The 19,902-nt window shown below is 73.6% G+C and carries 19 protein-coding genes and 1 tRNA gene; 12 read left to right on the top strand and 8 right to left on the bottom strand.

Going from position 1 to position 19,902, the window contains the following annotated elements; all coding sequences use genetic code 11:
* The first annotated feature begins 54 nt into the window (after positions 1–54).
* A tRNA-Arg gene (locus IT347_08465) sits at positions 55–131 on the top strand.
* 152 nt (positions 132–283) lie between these two features.
* Here IT347_08465 and ispG read toward each other — a convergent pair.
* A complete protein-coding gene (gene ispG / locus IT347_08460; protein ID MCC6349609.1) occupies positions 284–1,528 on the bottom strand; it encodes a flavodoxin-dependent (E)-4-hydroxy-3-methylbut-2-enyl-diphosphate synthase in 1,245 nt (414 codons plus the stop codon).
* Between the two features lie 127 nt (positions 1,529–1,655).
* Between ispG and IT347_08455 the strand changes: the two genes are divergently transcribed.
* A complete protein-coding gene (locus tag IT347_08455; protein MCC6349608.1) occupies positions 1,656–2,324 on the top strand; it encodes an ankyrin repeat domain-containing protein in 669 nt (222 codons plus the stop codon).
* 121 nt (positions 2,325–2,445) lie between these two features.
* Here the strand turns inward: IT347_08455 and IT347_08450 are convergent, their stop codons facing one another.
* Positions 2,446–3,735 carry a hypothetical protein gene (locus IT347_08450; protein MCC6349607.1) on the bottom strand — a complete coding sequence of 430 codons (1,290 nt, stop codon included), beginning with the start codon at positions 3,733–3,735 and terminating at the stop codon, positions 2,446–2,448.
* A gap of 215 nt (positions 3,736–3,950) precedes the next feature.
* Between IT347_08450 and IT347_08445 the strand changes: the two genes are divergently transcribed.
* Positions 3,951–4,931, top strand: coding sequence for an ornithine cyclodeaminase family protein (locus IT347_08445; GenBank protein ID MCC6349606.1), 981 nt, complete (start codon positions 3,951–3,953; stop codon positions 4,929–4,931).
* Positions 4,932–4,945: 14 nt separating this feature from the next.
* Here the strand turns inward: IT347_08445 and IT347_08440 are convergent, their stop codons facing one another.
* Positions 4,946–5,749: a tetratricopeptide repeat protein gene (locus IT347_08440; protein ID MCC6349605.1), complete on the bottom strand. Its 804-nt coding sequence runs from the start codon at positions 5,747–5,749 to the stop codon at positions 4,946–4,948.
* Positions 5,750–5,972: 223 nt separating this feature from the next.
* Here IT347_08440 and IT347_08435 point away from each other — a divergent pair, with 223 nt between their 5' ends.
* Both IT347_08435 and IT347_08430 read left to right on the top strand, forming a co-directional pair.
* A complete protein-coding gene (locus IT347_08435) occupies positions 5,973–6,848 on the top strand; it encodes a hypothetical protein (protein ID MCC6349604.1) in 876 nt (291 codons plus the stop codon).
* 10 nt (positions 6,849–6,858) lie between these two features.
* Positions 6,859–7,290, top strand: coding sequence for a DoxX family membrane protein (locus IT347_08430; GenBank protein MCC6349603.1), 432 nt, complete (start codon positions 6,859–6,861; stop codon positions 7,288–7,290).
* A 103-nt stretch (positions 7,291–7,393) separates the two neighbouring features.
* Here the strand turns inward: IT347_08430 and ettA are convergent, their stop codons facing one another.
* The 5 genes from ettA to IT347_08405 all read right to left on the bottom strand — a co-directional run bounded on the left by ettA (position 7,394) and on the right by IT347_08405 (position 14,953).
* The gene (ettA, locus tag IT347_08425; protein MCC6349602.1) at positions 7,394–9,085 is read right to left on the bottom strand and encodes an energy-dependent translational throttle protein EttA; all 1,692 of its coding nucleotides are present in this window, start codon (positions 9,083–9,085) and stop codon (positions 7,394–7,396) included.
* A 219-nt stretch (positions 9,086–9,304) separates the two neighbouring features.
* The gene (locus tag IT347_08420; GenBank protein MCC6349601.1) at positions 9,305–11,791 is read right to left on the bottom strand and encodes an aspartate kinase; all 2,487 of its coding nucleotides are present in this window, start codon (positions 11,789–11,791) and stop codon (positions 9,305–9,307) included.
* The gene (gene metX / locus IT347_08415) at positions 11,788–12,861 is read right to left on the bottom strand and encodes a homoserine O-acetyltransferase (protein ID MCC6349600.1); all 1,074 of its coding nucleotides are present in this window, start codon (positions 12,859–12,861) and stop codon (positions 11,788–11,790) included. Before metX ends, IT347_08420 begins: the two co-directional genes overlap by 4 nt.
* Complete coding sequence (locus IT347_08410) at positions 12,858–14,186, bottom strand: O-acetylhomoserine aminocarboxypropyltransferase/cysteine synthase (protein ID MCC6349599.1); 1,329 nt, start codon at positions 14,184–14,186, stop codon at positions 12,858–12,860. The genes metX and IT347_08410 overlap by 4 nt, the downstream gene beginning before the upstream one ends.
* A 449-nt stretch (positions 14,187–14,635) precedes the next feature.
* Positions 14,636–14,953: a hypothetical protein gene (locus tag IT347_08405; GenBank protein MCC6349598.1), complete on the bottom strand. Its 318-nt coding sequence runs from the start codon at positions 14,951–14,953 to the stop codon at positions 14,636–14,638.
* Between the two features lie 265 nt (positions 14,954–15,218).
* On the opposite strand from IT347_08405, the gene IT347_08400 reads away from it, so the two are divergent.
* The 7 genes from IT347_08400 (at position 15,219) to IT347_08370 (ending at position 19,783) form a co-directional block, all read left to right on the top strand.
* A complete protein-coding gene (locus IT347_08400) occupies positions 15,219–15,458 on the top strand; it encodes a CDGSH iron-sulfur domain-containing protein (protein MCC6349597.1) in 240 nt (79 codons plus the stop codon).
* Entirely contained in the window at positions 15,455–16,204 is a 750-nt protein-coding gene (locus IT347_08395) for an SURF1 family protein (protein ID MCC6349596.1), read from the top strand. The genes IT347_08400 and IT347_08395 overlap by 4 nt, the downstream gene beginning before the upstream one ends.
* 168 nt (positions 16,205–16,372) lie before the next feature.
* Positions 16,373–16,789, top strand: a complete 417-nt coding sequence (locus IT347_08390; GenBank protein MCC6349595.1) for a hypothetical protein — start codon at positions 16,373–16,375, stop codon at positions 16,787–16,789.
* On the top strand, positions 16,782–17,084 hold the full coding sequence (locus tag IT347_08385; protein MCC6349594.1) for a hypothetical protein: 303 nt from the start codon (positions 16,782–16,784) through the stop codon (positions 17,082–17,084). The genes IT347_08390 and IT347_08385 overlap by 8 nt, the downstream gene beginning before the upstream one ends.
* The gene (locus tag IT347_08380; GenBank protein ID MCC6349593.1) at positions 17,068–17,931 is read left to right on the top strand and encodes a hypothetical protein; all 864 of its coding nucleotides are present in this window, start codon (positions 17,068–17,070) and stop codon (positions 17,929–17,931) included. Before IT347_08385 ends, IT347_08380 begins: the two co-directional genes overlap by 17 nt.
* 3 nt (positions 17,932–17,934) lie before the next feature.
* Positions 17,935–19,017 (top strand): histidine kinase, encoded by a 1,083-nt coding sequence (locus IT347_08375; GenBank protein MCC6349592.1) that lies wholly within the window; start codon positions 17,935–17,937, stop codon positions 19,015–19,017.
* Positions 19,018–19,036: 19 nt separating this feature from the next.
* Positions 19,037–19,783, top strand: a complete 747-nt coding sequence (locus tag IT347_08370) for a response regulator (protein ID MCC6349591.1) — start codon at positions 19,037–19,039, stop codon at positions 19,781–19,783.
* Positions 19,784–19,902 lie beyond the last annotated feature (119 nt).

Here is a 19,902-nt window from a genome sequence, read left to right as displayed (position 1 = left end):
TGTGTGCGGTCGAGGTTTTCCCCGCACGAGTTCCGCGCTATGTTCCTGCGCTGCGGCCCCGTAGCTCAGATGGATAGAGCGAGAGTTTCCTAAACTCTGCGTCGCAGGTTCGACTCCTGTCGGGGCCACCAACTTGGGAAGGAGAGGTCCGACCTTCCTAAACCGCGTGCCGCTGGTTCGACTCCAGCCGGGGCCACCAACTTCGCGCCGCGCCGGCAGCCCGGCTCCAGAAAGTGCCGCAACGAAGCCCCGCGCCCCTTCGCAACGCGCGCCCGCCGGAACCTCAGCGCCGCCCGTATCGGGTCGCGACGTACTCGTCGAGCAGCTTCGCGAAGTCGGCGGCGATCGACTCGCCGCGCAGCGTCACGCGCAGCTTGCCGTCCACGTAGACCGGCGCGCGCGGGTCCTCGCCGTTGCCGGGGAGCGAAATGCCGATGTCGGCGTGCTTGCTCTCGCCGGGGCCGTTGACCACGCAGCCCATGACCGCGACCTTCAGCTCCTCGACGCCGGGGTGCTGCTCGCGCCAGGCGGCCATGCGCGCCTGGATGTGCGCGGTCACCTGTGCGGCCAGCTCCTGGAAGAACGTGCTGGTCGTGCGGCCGCAGCCGGGGCAGCTGGTCACCTGGGGCGAAAAGGCGCGCAGGCCGAGCGACTGCAGGATCTGCTGGCAGATGCGCACTTCCTCGGCGCGATCTCCACCCGGAAGGGGCGTCAGGCTGGTGCGGATGGTGTCGCCGATGCCTTCGAACAGCAGCACGGAGAGCGCCGCGGTGGTCGCGACGATGCCCTTGGCGCCGAGCCCGGCCTCGGTGAGGCCGAGGTGGAGCGGGTAGTCCGAGCTGGCGGCGAGCGCGCGATACACCTGCACCAGGTCGCGCACGTCCGAGACCTTGGCCGACAGGATGATCCGGTCGTGCGGCTGGCCGAAGCCCTCGGCGAGCGCGGCCGAACGCAGCGCGCTCTCGCGCATCGCTTCGAGCACGACCTCCCGGTCGGGCAGCGGCTCGGTCCGCCTGGCGTTCGCGTCCATCAGCGAGGTCAGCAGCGCGCGGTCGAGCGAGCCCCAGTTGACGCCGATGCGCACGGGCTTTTCGTTCGCCACCGCGACATCAATCATCCGGCGGAAGTTGTCGTCGTGCTGGTGTCCGGCGCCGACGTTGCCGGGGTTGATCCGGTACTTGGCGAGGGCGCGCGCGCACTCGGGGTACTCGGTGAGCAGCAGGTGTCCGTTGTAATGGAAGTCGCCCACGATCGGCACGCGAAGGCCGAGGTCCTCGACCCGGCGCGCGATCTCGCCGACGGCGGCGGCGGCCTCGCGGGTGTTGACGGTGACGCGCACCAGCTCCGAACCGGCCCGGGCGAGCAGCGCGACCTGCGCCGCGGTCGCGGCGACGTCGGCGGTGTCGGTGTTGGTCATGGACTGGACGACGACCGGATGGCCGCCGCCCACGGAAACGCCGCCGACCCTGCAGGTGACGCTGGTGCGTCGCGGGCGCAGGCGGGAGTCCTCGATCTGGACGAGAGGCATGTCGGGCAGGGTAGGGGCCGCTTCTTCGGCGCGTCAAACCTGAGGAAACGCGCGGGCGGCTCTGTTAGCGTTCCTCGCCGAGAGCCCTGCCGCCGGCCGCCGCGGGGCACAGGAAGAAAGGGAAGCCATGAGCCCGAACGCCGCCGACATGATTGATGCGGTCTGCCGCCAGGACATCGAAGGCGTCGCCGACCTGCTGCGCCAGCAGCCGACACTCGCCGCGAGCCGCGACGAGAACGGCATTTCCGCGTTCCTGTGGGCGAGCTACACGCGCCAGTCCGCGGTGCGCGACCTGCTGCGTGCCTCGCTGCCGTCGCTCGACATCTTCGAAGCGGTGGCCGCGGGCGACGAAGCGCGCGCGCTCGAGCTGCTCGCGGCGCAGCCGGCGCTGGCGCACGCCTGGTCGAGTGACGGGTTCACGCCGCTCCACCTGGCGGCGTACTTCGCCCGCGGGGCGGTCGCCGAGCGGTTGCTCATGATGGGCGCCGACGTGGCGGCCGAGTCGAGAAATCCGATGCGGGTCACACCGCTGCACAGCGCGGTGTCCTCGCGCAGTCTCGATCTGTGCCGGCTGCTGCTCGAGCGCGGCGCGCCGCCGGACGCGGGCCAGCATCACGGCTGGACGGCGCTGATGTCGGCCGGAATGCTCGGCGACGGCGAACTGGCGGACCTGCTGCTGGCGCACGGAGCGACGCTCGCTCCCAGGGGCGACAAGGGTCAGACCGCGGCCGACATCGCGGCCGAGAAGGGGCACGACGCGCTCGCGGCTCGCCTGCGCCCGACGATCGTGGCCTGAGCGGAACGCCGCCGGGCGCATCCGCACGCGCCGCCCGCCGGCCGGGCTTCCCGCCGCGACCGACGACGCACGCGCCGGGCGGCTGCTCGCGCGGGCACGAGCCTCCCGCCCGGGGCCACGCTCAGCGTGTGGCGCCGCCCGACCAGAGCAGGTTCGCCCGTTCGGGCCCGTGCGCGTCGCCCGCGAGTTCGGCGCCCAGCGCATCCAGGCCGTGCTGAAGCCGCTCGCGCAGCGCCGCGAGCAGCGCTGACCGGCCCGCTTCCGCGTCGGCGCCCGCGGCCAGCGCCTCGTGCACGGCGAGCGGTTCGGGCACGCGCACGTGCACGGCGCGCGGCGCGACGGCGACGGGCACGGTGTTGTGGAGCGCGTTGGCGAACCCGCGCGTGACGAGCGCGCCGCGCGTTCGCTTGAGCACCTCGGCGATGCGTTCCGGCGCGAGCGTCGGCCGGTCGTAGAGCGCGGGATCGAAGCCGGCGAGGCGCTGCAGTTCGGCGAGCCGCTCGCGATCGCGACGCGCGCCTTCGGGGTCGGTGGCGGCGAGCGCGCGGATGGACTTGCGGAGCTGGTGCTGCGCGCGCACCGGGTCGGGCTCCAGCGGGCCGTGTGCGCGGGCCAGCGCCTCGCGCAGCGCCGCGAGCGTCGCGGCCTGCGCGCCGAAGTAGGCGCGGCCGGGCGCCGCGGGGTCGAACGCGGGCGCGGGCAGCGAGAGCCGCCCGCACTGGCGCGCCAGCAGCCGCCCGAGCAGCGCCGCGAAGCGCGCCTCGAGCGCGCCGCCTCCCGGCGCGAGGCCGAGCGCGCGTTCGATGTGGGCCATCTCGCGGCTCAGGCCGGCCGACGGATCGGCGAGGAACCGCAGCCGCCAGAGCAGCGGCACGACGAACACCGGCCGCGAATCGCCCCGCTCGCGCAGCAGCCGCGCGGCCTCCCACGCCATGTCCACGACGCCGGGCAGCAGCGGCCCCACGCGTTCGCCCTGCCAGGTCGCGGTGCCCTCGGGGTGCAGCAGCACGCCGTGGCCGGCGAGCGCCCAGCGCACCGAGTACGCCTTGCCCTCGCCGCCGGGCGCGTTGGCGATCAGGTTGTTCGCGAGCCAGAAGCGCTGCGAAAGCGGCGAGCCGTTGACGATCTCGTACGACGCCCAGTGCGCCATGAGCGGCGAGACGCGGCGCGAGATTTCCTTGTCCACCAGCCAGTCGGTGAGGAACTCGGGATGATTGGGACCCAGGAAAGCGGCCGTGCCGGGATTCACCGCCGCGCGCAGCCGGGCGAGGTCGGCCCCGGGCAGGTCGAACCGGCGAAGCCCCAGCACGGGACCCAGCATGAGGTGGCGGTTGACGGGTCCGAGCAGCCGGATGAGCCACGCCTGCGGCGCGGGCTCGCGGTAGATGCGCGGATTGAATCGCCCGCTCATGCGGCCCGGCGCGGCCCGGCGCCGGTGACGCGGGCGGCGGCGTGGAGCGGGAATCGGGAGTCCGGGAGTCGGCCCGGGGCCGTCGTCGCGTCGCGCATGCGCGGGACGCTAGCGCAGCGCGCCGCCCCTGCCCAATCACGCCCGCCCCGGCGCGGGGCTTTCAGCCGCGACCGGGCGTGCTAGCGTGCCGGCAACCCGTAACCGCAGGAGACGCCATGCCGCTGCTGCTGACCGAGACGGACGTCGCAGCGCTGCTCGAAACGGGCGCGCTCGTGGACCTCATGGAGACGACGCTCGCCGACTTCTCTTCCGGGCGGACGGTCCAGCCCGTGCGTACGACGCTGCGCCTGGAGGAGCACGAGTCCTTCATCGGCGTCATGCCGGCGGCGTTGCCCGGCGACGCGGGCGCGGGGCTCAAGGTCGTGACGCTCGCGCCACGCAACGCCGCGCGCGGCCTGCCCACCCATCTCGCGACCATCCTCGTCCTCGATCCGGAGACGGGCGCCCTCGAGGCGATTCTCGACGGCCGGCTCGTGACCGAGCGTCGCACGGCGGCCGTCTCGGCCGCGGCCGCGCGCCGGCTCGCCCGTGCCGGCGCGGAAACCCTGGCGCTGCTCGGCTCGGGGGTGCAGGCGCTCAGCCATCTCGAGGCGTTCGCGGCCGTCCTGCCGCTGCGCGAGGCGCGCGTCTGGAGCCCGAACCCGGAACGCCGCGCGGCGTTCGCGCGCGCGCACGATGGCGGGCGCGGCTTCGCGGTGCGCGCGGTCGCGTCGGCCGAGGAGGCGGTTCGGGGCGCCGACCTGGTGGTCGCGGCGACGAGCGCGCGCACGCCGGTGCTGCGCGGCGAATGGCTCGCCGAGGGCGCGCACGTGAGCGCGGTCGGCGCGTGCACGCCCGACTGGCGCGAGCTGGACGGCGAGGCGGTGCGTCGCTCGCGCGTCTACGTGGACTCGCTCGCGGCGGCCCGGCAGGAGGCGGGGGACCTGATCGGCGCCGAACGCGAAGGGGGCTGGAGCTTCGCCGAGGTCGTGGGCGAGTTGGGCGCGCTGTTCGCGGGCGGCCTCGCCGGACGGCGCGACGCGCGCGAGGTGACGCTCTTCAAGTCGCTGGGGCTCGCCTGCGAGGACGTCGCGAGCGCGCGCTGGCTCATCGCCCGCGCGCGCGAGCGCGGCGTCGGCATTTCGATCGCGATCTGAGCGGCCCCGCCGGCTCAGACGTACATCGCGCCCGAGAAGGCGCGGTAGTGCTTCTCGCAGGCGGGATGCTCGATGCCGAGCAGCAGGAAGATGGCGCGCCCGAGCTCGCGCGCGGCGCCGGCCGCCCAGCTCCGGTCGGCGCGCAGAGCCTCGATGTCGCGGGCCAGGGCCGTGTCCCAGTCGCCGGAGCGGACCGCCGCCAGCGCGGCCGCGAAGGGCGCGCGGGCCGCGCCTTCGGGCAGCGCGTCGGCGCGCGTCAGCCAGCCGGCGATCACGCGCAGCGCCTCGGCGCGGTCGGCGATGTCGTCGGCGAGCGGCGCGATCACGTCCTCGACCGCGGCGGGATCGAGGCGGAGCAGCGCTTCTCCGAGCGAAAGGCGCGCGGGCGCGTTGCCGGGCTCGGCCGACAGCACCTCGCGCAGCTCCGCCGCCGCCGATGCCGCGTCGCCGCCGGCGAGCTTCTCGCGGGCGGCGGCCAGCGCGCCGGCCGCGGGAGAAGGCAGCGCCCGGGCGAGCCACTCGCGCACACGCGCTTCGGGCAACGCCCCGACGAACTCGTCCACGACTTCGCCGTTCACGAACAGCTTGACGTTCGGGATGCTCATGACGCCGTAGCGCGTGGCCTGCTCGCCGAAGGCTTCGGTGTCCACCTTGGCCAGCGCCCAGCGGCCCGCGGCGTCCTCAGCGAGGCGTTCGAGCACGGGCCCGAGCGTCCGGCAGGGACCGCACCACTCCGCCCAGAAGTCCACGAGGACCGGCAGCTCGCGGCTGCGCTCGATCACGTCCTTTTCGAAATCCACGACATCGTGTCCGCTCACCGAAATGGCTCCTTTCGCGCTCGCTCCACTGGAGCAACCACCCCTGAGAGTCGGGATGAGCCCCGGGAGATTCGCGCCGCGGTCTTCGGGACCGGGGGCGGCCGGTCCCGGGCGGGAGCGACGGTGGAATCCGTGAGCTTGACGCCCGCATTGCACCCGCCGCCGTTCGCGGGCGATATGCTCATGGCGCTGTGTCCGCCTCGCGCGCGTCCGGCCCATCGCCATGACCGACCCCACGCCGAATCCGCAGGCAAGGCCCAGCGGCTCGCTCGCACGCGAGGTCGCGGTGATCGTGCTCGTCGGCGCCGCTCTCGGGCTCGGTTACAACGCCTACCTGCTCGGCTCCGGGCCGCGCGCGGGGCTCGCGTGGATCAAGGCCGAGAAGAAGCTGGTCCGGCTCGAGGACGTTCTGCCCTCCGCGCCCACGCCCGCCACGACCGGCGGGGCGCCGGCGACAGCCGGTCCCGCGCAGGAGACGGCCGAGGCGCCCGCTCTCGCCGGCCGGGCGGGCGCACGGCCCGACGCTTCCGGTGCGCCGGCCGCGAAGCCGGCGCCGACGGGCGCCGCGGCATCGCCCGCACCTTCCGCCGCCACGCCGGCCTCCGCGTCTCGAACGCCGGCCGCCGCGACGGGCCCCGTGGCCTCGGGCGCGGGCGGCATGTCGCTGGCCCCCGGCGCCGCGCCGCCCGCGGCCGGGAGCCCGACCGGCGGCGTGCCCGTCGTGCCCGCGGACGTGCCCGCGATCCCCGAGACGAAGGAACCCTTCGAGACCGGACTCGCCATCGTGCGCAGGCTCCACGCCGCCAACGCCGCGGTGTTCGTGGACGCGCGCAGCGCGGACGAGTACGCGCAGGGGCACATCGCCGGGGCGCTGCACCTGTCGTTCGACGACGTGTTCAGGAATCCCGAGCTCGCGAAGCAGCTCGACGACCGCGGGCTGCCGATCGTCGCCTACTGCGGCGGCGGTGACTGCGACCTGTCGCGCAACCTGGCCTTCTCGTTGATTGATGCCGGCAAGAAGCGCGTGCTCGTCTTCCTCGACGGCCTGCCCGCGTGGGAACAGGCGGGGCTGCCGGTGCACAAGGGGACCCAGCCGTGAGGCGCGTGCGATGAAGGCGCTGCTCGAAAGGCTCGCCTCCCCGTGGGCCGTGCGCCTCGCGCAGGTCGCGATCGGGCTCGTGTTCCTCGCCGCCGCGCTCGCCAAGATCGGCGACACGGCCTACTTCGCGCAGCAGGTGCACAACTACCGGCTCGCGCCGCTCTGGTCCGAGCACCTGATCGCCATGACGATGCCGTGGATCGAGCTGGTCGCCGGCCTCGCGCTGGTGGTGGGTCCGCGGCGGCGCGCCGGCGCGGTCGTGGTGTTCGCGCTCATGGTCCTGTTCACGTTCGCGGTCGGCGCCGCCTGGGCGCGCGGACTGGACTTCAGCTGCGGCTGTTTCGGCAAGGCCGGCGCCGCGACGATCGGCGCGCGCAAGTTCGCCGAGAACGTCGGGCTGACGCTGCTCGCGGCCATCGCCCTGCTGCCGCCGCGCCGGTAGCCGCACATCCGCGCGGCCCGCGCCGCGATGCGAAGGCCGGGTCGCCGGGCGGGTACGCCACGAGCCCGCCCGGCGGCGAGCGGCCGCGCGCCGCGGCCGCCGCTCAGTTGTGCACGAGCCTGCGGTACTTGATCCGGTGCGGCTGGTCGGCCTCGGCGCCGATCCGCTCGTGCAGGTTCTTCTCGTAGTCCTGGTAGTTGCCCTCGAAGAACACGACCTGCGAATCGCCCTCGAACGCCAGCATGTGCGTGGCGACGCGGTCGAGGAACCAGCGGTCGTGCGAAATGATCACCGCGCACCCCGCGAACCCGAGCAGCGCCTCCTCCAGCGCGCGCAGCGTGTCCACGTCGAGGTCGTTCGTGGGCTCGTCGAGCAGCAGCAGGTTGCCGCCGCTCTGCAGGAGCTTGGCCATGTGCAGGCGGTTGCGTTCGCCGCCCGAGAGGTCCTTGACGCGCTTCTGCTGGTCGCCGCCGCGGAAGTTGAACCACGCGCAATAGGCGCGCGAGTTGACCTCGCGCTTGCCCAGCGTGATCAGGTCGTTGCCGCCCGAGATCTCCTCCCAGACGGTGTGGTCGCCCTCGAGGGTGTCGCGGCTCTGGTCCACGTAGGCGATCTGGACCGTCTCGCCGACGCGCAGCGAGCCGGCGTCGGGCTGCTCCTGTCCGACCAGCATGCGGAACAGCGTCGTCTTGCCGGCGCCGTTGGGGCCGATGACGCCGACGATTCCGGCGGGCGGGAGCTGGAACGACAGGTCGTCAATGAGCAGCGTGTCGCCGTAGCCCTTGCGCAGGTTCTGCGTCTCGATGACGACGTTGCCGAGGCGCGGTCCCGGCGGGATGTAGATCTCGACGTTGTCAATACGCTCGCGCCCTTCCTCGGCGAGCATCTTCTCGTAGGCCTGCAACCGCGCCTTGCTCTTCGCCTGCCGCGCGCGCGGGGCCATCTTGACCCACTCGAACTCGCGCTCGAGCGTCTTCTGCCGCGCCGACTCGGTCTTCTCCTCCTCGGCGAGGCGGTTCTTCTTCTGCTCGAGCCAGCTCGAGTAGTTGCCTTCCCACGGAATGCCGGCGCCGCGGTCCAGCTCGAGGATCCAGCCGGCGACGTTGTCGAGGAAGTAGCGGTCGTGCGTGACCGCCACGACCGTGCCCTCGTACTCCTTCAGGAACCGCTCGAGCCAGGCCACCGATTCGGCGTCGAGATGGTTCGTGGGCTCGTCGAGCAGCAGCAGGTCGGGCTTGGAGAGCAGCAGGCGGCAGAGCGCCACGCGGCGCCGCTCGCCGCCGGAGAGCTTCGTGACGTCGGCGTCGCCCGGCGGGCAGCGCAGGGCGTCCATCGCGATCTCGAGGTGGCGGTCGAGGTCCCACAGGCCCATGTGGTCCATCTGGTCCTGCACCTTCGACTGCTCGGCGAGCAGCTTCTCCATCTCGTCGTCGCTCATCGGCTCGGCGAATTTCGCGCTGATCTCGTTCCAGCGGTTCACGACCCGCATCTTCTCGCCGACGCCGTCCTGCACGTTCTGCAGGACCGTCTTGGCCGGATCGAGCTTCGGTTCCTGCTCGAGGTAGCCGACCGTGTAGCCCTTGCCGAGGAACGCCTCGCCGATGAAGTCGGGGTCCACCCCGGCCATGATCTTCAGCAGCGAGCTCTTGCCGGCGCCGTTCAGGCCGAGCACGCCGATCTTGGCGCCGTAGTAGAACGACAGCCAGATGCCCTTGAGGATCTCGCGCTTGGGCGGGACCACCTTGCGCAGGTCCTTCATGACGTAGACGAACGGGCGGGACGTGTCGACAGCCATGCGTGCGTTCTCGCTTCTTTGGGGCGCGCGAAGGGCGCGCGGGGGAGGCCGGAGGGGTGCGAAGACGGGAGAGAATGCGGGACGCGGGCGCACGGCGCAACCGGGCCCCCGACCGGTCGAGTCCGTGCGCCGCGCCGTCGCCGCCCGCTCAGGGCCGCCCGGGCCGCCGCGCGGCGGGCCGCGGGCCGGCCGGTCGCGGCGCCCGCCGGTCGGCTTTCCTCACGCCCACGCCGGATCGTGCGCCGGGCCGCCCACGCCACGGAACGGTCGTGCGTTCACCACCGGCGCGTTTCGCCCCCGACGGGCGCGTCGCAGCAGCGCGCGGGCCGCGGCCAGCAGGTCGCCGTGCAGCCCGGCGGCGGTCACGTCCGCGCCCGCGCCGGGCCCCGCGATGACGAGCGGAACTTCGTCGTGCAGCGCCGTGCGCAGCAGCACCACGTTCTCGCCGGCGCGTGCCCGCGCGATCGGGTCGAGCGGGTCCACCTCGGCGAGCCCGATCCGGGCGCGCAGGCCGTCCCAGGCGGCCTGATAGACGAGACGCCTGCCGCGCCCCCGCGCCGCCTCGATGCGCCCGGCGAAGGCGGCGTCGTGGGTCTCGAGCGCGGCGAGCAGCGACGCCGCGTCGGGAGTATCGAGCAGCGCGGCGGGCACGAGCGCCTCGGCGCGGACGTCGTCCGCGTCGAGCGGCAGCCCCGACTCGCGGAGCACGATCAGCAGCTTGCGCGCGACGTCGGCGCCCGAGAGGTCGGCGGCCGGGTGCGGCTCCGAAAGCCCGCGCTCGCGCGCGAGGGCCACGGCCTTCGACAGCGGCAGGCCGTCCTGCGCGGCGGCGAGCACGAACGACAGCGTGCCCGAGAGCGCGGCGCGCACGGTCCACAGCGCGTCGCCCCGCGTGCGAAGGGCCCGCACGGTGGCCAGCACCGGCAGCCCCGCGCCCACGGTCGTGGACGCGAACAGCGGCGTGCGCCGCGCCGCGTCCCGCAGCGCCCGCCACAGCGGCAGCGGCGCCGCGAGCGAGCGTTTGTTGGCGGTCACGACCGCGATGCCGGAGACGAGAAGCTCCGCGTGCCGCGCCGCTAGGTCGTCGCTGGCCGTCGCGTCCACCAGCACCAGCGGGCGGCCGTGCCGCCGCCCGAGGCGCGCGAGAACCTCGTCGAGGGCGGCGGGCGGCGAGGCGGCGAGCGCCGCTTCGACCGCCGAGGGCGCAAGGCCCTGCGGGTCGAACACCGCGCCGCGCGTGTCGAACGCCGCGACCAGCCGCAGCGGCCGGCGGCCGTCGCGCGCCGCCGCGAGTGCGAGGCGCGCCAGCAGCGCGCGGCCGACTCCGCCGCGCGCGCCCGCGAGGATCACGTCCGCCTCCGCCCGGCGCGGCCGCACGAACGCCTCGTGCAGCGCGCGAACGGCCGTTTCGGTGTCGCGCTCCGCGACCGCGGCCAGGACGACGCCCGGCAGCGCGGACTCGGGCGCGATCACCGTGGCGACGCCGGCCGCCGCGAGCGCGACCGCCGTCTCGCCCGGGTCCACGTCGTTGGCGTGGCGTCCAGCGACCGCGACGAGCCTTGCGCCTTCGGGCCCGGGCGCGAACTTCGCCGCGCCCGCCAGCGTGGCGCGCGCACAGGCGGTCGCGCTCTCGGGCACCAGCACCCCGCCGGTCAGCGCCGGGGCGACGGCCGGCACGCCGCGGGCGCGCAGGCGCCTCAGGAGCGCCAGCGCGGGCGTGCCGTCGGCGGGAACCACGCGCGTGAGCGCGCCGCCGCCGACCACCGAGGCCGAGGCGGTGCGCGCGCCGCGGGCGACGCGCGTGCCGCGCCGGCCCGGGCGGGCGCTGTCGCGCACGAACAGCTCGGTGCGCGTGCGCGCGAGCGGCTCGAGGGTGCGCGCGTGCAGCACGCGCGCGCCCAGGCGCGCGAGGGCCGACGCGGTCGTCGGATCGAGCGCCGCGTGCCGGCGGGCCGCGGGCTCGAGCCGCGGATCGGCGGTGAGGACGCCGTCCGTGTCCGTCCAGATCTCGACCCGCGACGCGTCGAGCGCCGCGGCCAGCACCGTCGCGGACAGGTCCGAGCCGCCGCGACCGAACAGCACCGTGCGTCCCGACGGATCCGCGGCGAGGAAGCCGGTCACGACCGGCAGCGCCGGCGCGTCCGGCCACCAGGCGAGCGCGCGCACGCGCGTCGTCCCGGCGTCGGGGTCGGCTTCGAGCGGATCGCCGCTCGCGGCCAGCACCTGCGACGCGTCCACCGCCGCCGCCGGCAGGCCACGGGAGGCGAGCGCGGTCGCGAAGTTCCGCGCGGACAGCCGCTCGCCGGCGGCGAGGATCCAGGCCTGGTCGTGCGGATCGTGCGCGCGGCCGCCATCGGCCGCCGCGCGCAGGGCCAGCGAATCGAGCCGCGACGCGAGAGCCGCCAGCACGGGCTCGAGTCCCGCCGGGTCGGGGCGATCGTGCGGCGCGCCGTGCTCCCGCGGGGCCAGCGCCGCGAGCCACCGCGCGTGCCGGCGGCGAAGCGCGTCGGCGAGCCGCGCGCCCGTGGCCTCGCCCCTGGCGGCGAGCGCGCAGGCGCGCACCAGCGCGTTCGTCACCCCCGCCAGGGCCGAGACGACGACCACCACGCGGCCGCGTGCGTGCGCCCGCGCGACCACCGCGAGCGCGCGGCGCGCGCGCGGTCGCTCACCGACCGAAGTGCCGCCGAACTTGAGGATGGTGATCATCGGATGGCTCCCGTTCCCGCACTTTCGCGTGACGCCGCGGGCTTCGAGTCGAGGCGGGCGCGGAAGCGCAACAGTTCGCGGTTCACGTCCGCCTGATCGAGCAGGAAGGCGTCGTGACCGTGCGGCGAACGCAGCCAGGCCAGCTCGCCGCGTGGCAGGGCGGCCGCCAGCGCTTCGATCTCGTGCGACGGGTAGAGGTGATCGCTGCCGATGCCGAGGACGAGGACCGGCGTGGCCAGCCGTCCGAGGGCGGCCGCGACGCCGCCGCGTCCCGCGCCCACGTCGTGCGTGTCCATCACGCCGAGCAGCGCGGCGTAGCTGGCGGGGTCGAAGCGCGCGACGAGCGCGTCGCCGTGGTGCGCGAGCCAGTCGCCCACCGCGAAGGGCGTGCGTTCGCCCGGCCGGCGGCCGAAGCGGGCCGCGAACGAGCGCGGCGAGCGGTAGCTGAGCATCGCGATCGCGCGCGCGGCCGCCAGTCCCGCCGTCGCGCGGGCAGGTTCGTCCGGCCAGGCCGGGTCGGCGGCGAGGGCGCGCCGCTGCGCGTCGCTCCAGGCGATCGCCCACGCCTCGTGCCGCGCGGGCGCGGCGATGACGGCCGCGGCCCCGACGCGCGCATCGAGCAACGCCCACTCGAGCGCCTGCATGCCGCCGAGCGAGCCGCCGGTCACGAGCCGGACCGCGCGCACACCGAGCGCGTCGAGCAGCGCGCGCTGGGCGTTCACGAGGTCGCGCACCGTGAGCGCCGGAAAACGCGCGCCCCATGGCGCGCCGTCGGCCGCGGGCGAAGCGGGTCCGGTGCTGCCGTGGCAGGAGCCCGGCGCGTCCACGCACACGACGAAGTCGCGCCCGGGATCGAGCGCGCGTCCGGGGCCGAACAGCGCCGGCCACCACGCCGGCACGTCGGAGGAGCCGGTCAGCGCATGGCACACGACCACGGCGTTGTCCGCGGTGGGGGCGAGGCGCCCCCACGCGCGGTACGCCAGCTCGAGACCCGGGAGGGAAGCGCCGGACTCGAGCGGAAACGGCGAGGCGAACACGAACCGCCCCGCCCGTGCCGGACCGTCGGTCATGCCGGCACCTCCGCCCCGGCCGCCGCGAACGCCTCGGCGAAGTCCTCGCGCAGATCGTCGAGGTGCTCGATGCCGACCGAGACGCGGATCAGTTCGGGCGCCACGCCGGCGGTGCGCTGCTCGGCCTCGCTGAGCTGCTGGTGCGTGGTCGAGGCCGGGTGGATGACCAGCGTCTTGGCGTCGCCGACGTTGGCGAGATGACTCGCCAGCTTGAGCGAGTTGATGACGCGCTTGGCGGCCTCGTACCCGCCGCGGACGCCGAAGCTGAGCACGCCGCCGAAGCCGTTCCGCAGGTACTGCTTCGCGCGCGCGTGCCACGGGTGATCCTCGAGCCCCGGGTAGTTCACCCACTCGACCAGCGGCTGCTCGCGCAGCCAGCGCGCCAGGGCGAGCGCGTTGTCGGTGTGCCGCTGGACGCGCAGCGACAACGTCTCCAGTCCCTGCAGGAACAGGAAGGCGTTGAACGGCGAGAGGCTCGCGCCGATGTCGCGCTGCGCCTCGACGCGCGCGCGGATCGCGAACGCGATGTTGCCGAACGAGCCCTTCGGACCGAACACCTCCCAGAAGTCGAGGCCGTGGTAGCCCGGAGCGGGCTCGGTGAACAGCGGGAAGTTGCCGTTGCCCCAGTCGAAGCGGCCGGCGTCCACGATGACGCCGCCGATCGAGGTGCCGTGCCCGCCGATCCACTTGGTCGCCGAGGCGACGACGATGTCCGCCCCGAAGTCGATCGGACGCGCGATCCAGCCCGCCGCGCCGAAGGTGTTGTCCACGATCAGCGGAATGCCGTGTTCGCTGGCGATCGCCGCGAGGCCGCGGAAGTCGGGGATGTTGAAGCGCGGGTTGCCGATCGTCTCGACGTAGAGCGCCTTGGTGCGACCGTCAATCAGCCGCCGGAAGTCCTTCGGCTCGTCGCCGTCCACGAACTTCACGCCGATGCCGAGCCGCGGCAGCGTGACCTTGAACTGGTTGTACGTGCCGCCGTACAGGAAGCTCGTCGAGACGATGTTGTCGCCGGCCTGCGCGATGGTCGCGAGCGTCAGGAACTGGGCGGCCTGCCCGCTCGAGGTGGCGAGCGCCGCGACGCCGCCTTCGAGCGCCGCGATGCGCTTCTCGAAGACGTCCGTCGTCGGATTCATGATCCGCGTGTAGATGTTGCCGAACTCCTGCAGCGCGAACAGCCGTGCGCCGTGGTCGGCGGAGTCGAACGTGTACGAGGTCGTCTGGTAGATGGGCACCGCGCGGGCGTTCGTGCCCGGGGCGGGCTCCTGACCGGCGTGCAGCTGCAGGGTTTCGAAGCGATGGGGACGTTGCGTCGGGCTCGGCATGTCGCAGGCTCCGGTGGTGGCGTTCGCGCCCCGGGGTGCGACGGGTCGAGTCCAAAACGAAGAATCCGCTTCGGCATCGCCGTCGCGGATCCAGGTGCTTCGAACCGGTTTTCGATGAGGCTACGGTTTCGGGCGTCTCGGGCTCCGCGCGTGCGTGGGCATGCACATGTGCATGGAACACATGGGACAGGCGCACATGCGCGGCGCGGAAGCGGTCGAAATGCGGAAATCGCGGTTCATCGTGCCGGGTATTCTCGGCGATCGTTGCGCGCGACTCAAGACATTTCTTCGCGTCGGACCGAACCCGCCGACCGGAGCGCGCTTCGTGCCCCCGCCGAAGGGCTGGCCGCGGGCGCCGGCGCGGGGCGGTTCCGGGTGGAAAGCGCGAAGGGCGGCGCCTCTTCCGGGGAGACACCGCCCTCGCTATTCGCCCGGTCAGGCGAAGTGCGTCACGAAACCACGCGGGCCTGCGAGCGCTTCCCGCCGCGCGTCGCCAGGTACCACGCCAGCCAGGCCAGACCGACGATCGGGGCGAGCGGAAGCAGCAGCCCGAACATCAGCGCCACCAGCACGCCGCCGCCCGCGAGCAGGCCGGCGACGAGCAGGAGCGGCAGGAAGAGGGCCAGCCCGACGAGCTTGAGCGTCCAGCCGAGAATGCGCAGGGGCAGGGTGATCACGAACCCGAGCACGCTCATCACCGCCACCAGAACGCCCACCACCAGCATGGCGACGACGAACAGGGCACCGAAGAGCATCACGGTGAACACGGACTTCCTCCTTACATCGAGTTTCGCGGTGTCCGGCCGGCGCCCGGACTCGCGTCAGGGGCGGGCCGCATGCCGGCCATTTCCGCCGGCGAGTGCCCACAGTACGCCGCCACCCGGCCCGGAGTTTCGGGGAGTTCCACCGGCGACGTCCTTCGCGGGACTGGCGGCGGACTTCGGCGTCCCGGCGCGGCGTTCGCCGCGGGCGGAAGCCGCTGCTAGGTTCCATCCGATCCGCACGAACCGCAGAACCGAGGGGAGGGGTCGCATGGCCGCCACGCGCATCACGGTCCGCAACAACGCGTCGCTCAGGGTGGAAGGGGACTTCGAGATCGTGGACCACGAAGGCCGGCCGTTCGGCCTCGCCGGCCGGACGACGGTGTCGCTGTGCCGCTGCGGGCAATCGGCGAACAAGCCGTTCTGCGACTCGGCCCACAAGACCTGCGGGTTCGACTCGGTGATCGTCGCCTTCGATATGGCCCCTCCGGCGCCCAAGCCGCCGGCGTGAAGCCGCATCCGGTCGCGATCGGCGCGCTCGCGCTGCTCGTCACGGCCGTGTGCGTCGCGGCGGGCTTCTGGCAGCTTTCGCGCCTCGCCGGCAAGCGCGCGCTCAACGCCGCGCGCGCCGCGGCGCTGGCGGCGCCGGCCGCGCCGCTGGCCCGCGAACCCGGCGGCCGATCCGCGCAGGCCGGTCGCAAGGTGGTGGTCGCCGGTGAGTACGACGCCGCGCGCCACGTGCTGCTCACGGCGCGCTTCCACGATTCCGATCTGGGCGTCGAGCTGCTGACCCCGCTGCGGCTCGATTCGGGCGGGTCGCTGCTCGTGGATCGGGGCTGGCTGGAGGCGCAGGACGGCCTGAACGCCGCTCCCGCGCAGGTGGCCGAGCCGGGGCAGCGCCGCGTGACCGGCGTGCTCGTACGCGTGCCCGCGCGCGCCGGCCTGCCGCCGTGGCGGAGGCTCGCGGGCGCCGGAGAAGAGCTCTGGTCCACCCACGAGCTGGATTCGGCGTCGGTCGCCGCGTACCTGCCCGGCGTGCCGCCCTCGTGGCTGCTCCTCGCGCTGCCCGATTCCGCGGCGCCCGTCGCGCTCGCACGCACCGGTCCGCCCATGCTCGACGAGCAGGTACACCTTTCCTATGCGATCCAATGGTTCTGCTTCGCGCTCATCACCGCCGTCGGCACGCTCGTGATCGCGAGGCGCGAGCGCCGCCGGCGCCGGCAGGAAGTCGGTCCGGGCAGGTCGGCGCCCGACTGAGCCGCCATGGCCGGCGGCCGCCGGCCCGGACTCCGCCGCCGTTCGCCGACACCCCGCCGCCGTTCACCGAAAGGTCCGCGCCACAGCGGCCAGCCGACCGTAACTTCGCTCGTGTCGCCGGTGACGCGCCATTCTGGCGCGGCCATCCGGCCGGAAGGAGGCGGGCAGATGAGCCAATGCCGAAGGGATGAGGACTGGCAGGGGAGCCTGGCGTGGGGACTCGGGCTCGTCGCGGTCGGGACGATCATCCTGCTTCAGTACTTCGACGTGGTGCCGTTCCGGATGTGGCGCGACTGGTGGCCGTTCATCATCATCGCGATCGGTCTGACGCAGCTGCTGCTGGCCCGCGGCCCGCAGAACATCGGCGGTGGACTGTCGCTGGCGCTGCTGGGGGTCTGGTTCCTCATGGCCGCGAACCGCATGTACGGACTCACGTGGGCGAACAGCTGGCCGCTGGCGCTGGTCGCGAGCGGCGCCGGCATGGTGGCCCGCTCGGTCGCCGCCGGATTCTTCCCGAAACCGGACCGGCATCCGGCCGGCTGCCGCTGCGAGAAGTGCAGCGGGGGGGTGAAGCACGATGCGTAAGGGAGCGAAGCCGGCCCGCCCGGGCCTGAATCGCGCCTGGCAGACGGCGCTGGCCCTGTGCACGTTCTGGCTCGTGATCCAGAACTGCCTGCTGCTCGCGTTCGTGCCGTGGACGCGGCTGCCGGAAGCAACGAGGATGGCGACGGTCGCGCTCAAGACCGCCGTCCTCGTCCTGGGCCCTTTGTGGATTCTCGGCTCCGCCGCGATCCTCGGCTGGGCATTCGTGACCTGGCTTGCTCGCGACCGCGGCGCGGGCGACACCGACTGGGAGATCGACCATGGAAACGCGCGGTAATCCCCTGAGCGCGAGGCTCATCGTCGGCATCGCGCTGGTGGCGCTGGGCATCCTCTGGACGCTCGACAACATGAGCTTCATGGATGCGCACAGCATCACCCGCTGGTGGCCGGTCGTTCCGCTGGTCATCGGCGTGCTCAAGCTGACCGGCTGGGGCATGGACAAGCAGACCGGGCTGGGCGTCTTCCTGACGCTGCTCGGCGGCGTCTTCCTGCTCGACGAACTGGGGGTGGTGCACGCCAGCTTCAGCCTCATCTGGCCGCTGCTGTTCATCTTCATGGGCGTCCAGATCGTCCTGCGCGCCATGCGCGGCGCCACGGCCGCGCCCGCGCCGGGCGCCGCGGATTCGGACGACTACGTGCGCTCGTTCGCCGTCATGGGCTCGGTCACGCGCCGCAACGAATCGCAGGCGTTCCGCGGCGGCGAACTGACCGCCGTCATGGGCGGCGTCGAGCTGGACCTGACGAACGCACGGGCCGCGGGCGGCCGCGCGGTGCTGGACGTGTTCGCGATCTGGGGCGGCATCGACATCCGGGTGCCCGAGGACTGGCGCGTGGAGCTGGAGGCGAGCCCGGTGATGGGCGGCATCGAGAGCAAGGCGCGGCTCGCGCCCGGCGAGGAGGCGGCGGGCACGCTGGTCATTCGCGGATTCGTGATGATGGGCGGCGTGGACGTCAAGAACACGCCGATCGGGGAGGGACGCTCGACGGTGTACGTCCAGACCCGTCAACGCGTCCGTGATCGCGTCCGCAGGGAGGTCCGCGTGGATCCGGGCGGCGTGCGGGTGACGGACGAACAGGACCCCGACGAGCCCGGGGCTCCGCGGGATCCGGTGGAACCGAAGTAGGACATGCACCCGCTCTTCGGCCACCGGGTCCGGGTCGCGCTCTACGTGCTCGCCTGGCTGCTCGCCGGGCTGCCGCTGGCGCTGTTCGTGACCGCGCTGGTGCCGCAGGCGACGTCGCGGGCGAACCTGTTCGCCCTGCCGCTGACGCTGCTCTACGGCTTCATCGTCCTTTCGGCCTTGTGGGTCTGTCGGGCGAACCCGTTGACGGGCGGCCGGCCGCTTCCCGCGGTGGTCCTGTCGCAGCTCGGCGCCGCCCTGCAGGCGAGCGCGGTCTGGGGCGTGACGGGTGCCGTGTGGGCGCTGGCGCTCAACTGGCTGGTGGGGCGCGGCCCCGATCGCGCGGGAATCTTCACCGAGGTGGCGGTTCTGTTCGCCGCCGGCATTCCGCTCTACGTGTTGTCGGCGGTCGTCCACTATCTGTTCCTCGCGTTCGAGGCCTCGCACGCGGCCCAGCGGCGCGTGCTCGAGACGGAAGTCTCGGCCCGCGAGGCCGAGCTTCGCGCGCTGCGCGCGCAGCTCAATCCGCACTTCCTGTTCAACAGCCTGAACTCGATCGCCTCGCTCGTGGGCTCGGACCCCGAAGGGGCGCGGCGCATGTGCGAACGGCTCGGCGACTTCCTGCGGCGGACGCTGGCGCTGGGGGCGCGCGACGCGGTGACCCTGGGCGAGGAGCTGGAGCTGGTGGACCGCTATCTCGCCATCGAACAGGTCCGATTCGGCGCCCGGCTCGCCTTCGACCGGCGGATCGGCCCCGGTGCGCTGGAGTGCGTCGTCCCGCCCCTGCTGCTTCAGCCGCTGGTCGAGAACGCGGTCAAACACGGCGTCGCCGACCGCGTGGAGGGAGGCACGATCGTCGTGGAGGCGAATCGCGACGCCGACCTGCTGAGGATCCTGGTGGAAAACCCGCTCGATGAGGAGGCGCCTTCGCGGCGGGGCTCCGGTCTCGGGCTTGAGAACGTGCGGCGCCGGCTCGACGCCTACGGCGCCCAGGAAGCCCGCCTCGAGGCGCGGCGGGACGGCGGGATGTTCCGGGTCTCGCTGACGCTGCCGGCGTTGGCGGCGAACGGGGAGGCCGGACGTGGCTGAAGCGGGACGCTGGAAGGTGATGATCGTGGACGACGAACTGCCCGCCCGCGCGCTGCTGCGCGAGTACCTGCAGGCGCACCCCGACTTCGAGGTCGCTGGCGAGTGCGCGAACGGCTTCGAGGCCGTGAAGGCGATCAGCGAGACGCGGCCGGACCTCGCGTTCCTCGACGTGCAGATGCCCAAGCTCGACGGCTTCGAGGTGCTCGAGCTGCTCGACGACCCGCCCGCGATCGTGTTCGCGACCGCCTACGACGAGTTCGCCCTCAAGGCGTTCGAAGTGCACGCGGTGGACTACCTGCTCAAGCCGTTCGGTCGCGAGCGCCTCGCCGAGGCGCTCGACCGCGTGCGTGAGCGCCTCGCGCCGGCCGCTTCCGGCGGCGCCCCCGCGCCGGGCATGCCGAGCGGCGTCCGGCTCGCCGCGGCCGCCCGGCCGCCGGGCCAGTTCGTCGAACGCCTGCTCGTGCGCGACGGTTCGCGCGTCCACGTCATCCCGGTGGACCGGCTGGACTACCTCGAAGCGCAGGACGACTACGTGGCGATCCATGCGGAAGGCAGGTCGTGGCTCAAGCACGAGTCGCTGGCCGACCTCGCCGAGGGGCTCGATCCGGCGCGGTTCGTGAGGACCCACCGTTCGTACGTCCTCAACGTCGAGCGCATCGAGCGGCTCGAGCTCTACGCCCGCGACAGTCGCGTGGCGATTCTCGCCGGCGGCCGCCAGGTCCCGGTGAGCCGGTCCGGCTACGCGCGCCTGCGCGAGCTGATGTAGGCGGAGCGACCCGGAGAGATTCCGTTCTGGCCCGGCCCCGGCCGGTACCCTAGACTGTCGCCCGTTCACCGGGGTCCCTGTGCGACCCCCCGTTCTCCACGGCGGACCTGTGCACCGCC

The organism is Candidatus Eisenbacteria bacterium (assembly GCA_020847735.1).
Classification (GTDB): domain Bacteria; phylum Eisenbacteria; class RBG-16-71-46; order RBG-16-71-46; family RBG-16-71-46; genus CAIXRL01.
This window is presented reverse-complemented; position numbering and strand designations above follow the sequence as displayed.